The 1,145-nt window shown below is 67.7% G+C and carries 1 protein-coding gene; it reads left to right on the top strand.

What is annotated here, in order from left to right:
- On the top strand, positions 1-1,095 hold a 1,095-nt coding region (locus J1M87_RS25385), incomplete at its 5' end, for an HNH endonuclease signature motif containing protein (RefSeq protein WP_206492492.1).
- Positions 1,096-1,145 lie beyond the last annotated feature (50 nt).

Below are 1,145 nucleotides of genomic sequence, written 5' to 3'. Positions count from 1 at the left end.
GCCGCCCTCATCCTCGCCTTCGCCGAAACCCCACCCGACGACCTCCCCCCCGCGGCCCGCGACATAGCGCGAGCAGCACTGATCACAGCCGCGACCGGACCCGACGCCCGCACCGGCCCACTACGCGCAGCCATCACCCGCCTGCACGACCTCTACGGCGGCACCACCCCACCCGCCGAAGACACCGACCGCAACGAACTGTTCGCCTCCACCACATTGAACGGGCGCCTGGCACTCAAAGGTGACTTCGACGCCATCACCGGAGAAAAACTCCTCACCGCCCTCTCACCCCTGACCGCACCGAGACCCGCCGTCGACGGCACCCCCGACGAACGCAGCCCCGCCCGACGCCGCGCCGACGCCTTCGGACACATCCTCGACCGCTACCTCGCCGCCAACAACCGGCCGACCGAAGGCGGAGAAAAACCCCACGTCAACCTCCACATCAACCTCCGCGACCTCACCGACCTCACCGGCAGCGGGAACAGTACCGACGACATCGCCGATGACGAAACAACCCGCACCGCAACCGAACCCGACAGGGCACGCGATAGCGACAGCAGAAATGGCAGCGGTAGCGGTAGCGGCACTGGTGGTGACGGGGCGGCGACACCGCCTACCGATCGCGGCACCTACCGGGACTTGTTCGGTGACGGCACCAGTGTCGGGTGGCTGCCCTGGATGGGACCACTGTCCCGCACCACCTCCCGCCAACTCGCGTGCGATTGCCTCCTCACCGCCATCGTGATGGACGAGACCGGTAATCCGATCAACCTCGCCCGCACCGCCCGCACCGTCACCGCCACACAGAAACGCGCCCTGACCGCCCGCGATCACGGCTGCGCGTTCCCCGGCTGCGGCAAACCCGCCGCCTGGACCGAAGGCCACCACATCCGACACTGGGCAGACGGCGGCCCCACCAACCTCGACAACCTCGTCCTACTCTGCGGCTTCCACCACCGACTCATCCACCATTCGGACTGGGAAGTGTTCATCGCCGACGACAACCACCCCTGGTTCATCCCACCGGCATCGGTCGACCCGAACCGACAACCCAGACCCTCCCACGCCCGAGCAGGCCCCCACATCGCCTGAACCCACCCACACCTGAACAACCCCGAAAACGCAATCCAGCCCCGCACCGA

It is taken from the genome of Rhodococcus sp. KRD162 (genome assembly GCF_017168335.1).
GTDB lineage: Bacteria > Actinomycetota > Actinomycetes > Mycobacteriales > Mycobacteriaceae > Rhodococcoides.
Note: the sequence above shows the minus strand (reverse complement) of the source record. Positions and strands in the feature narration are given on the sequence as shown.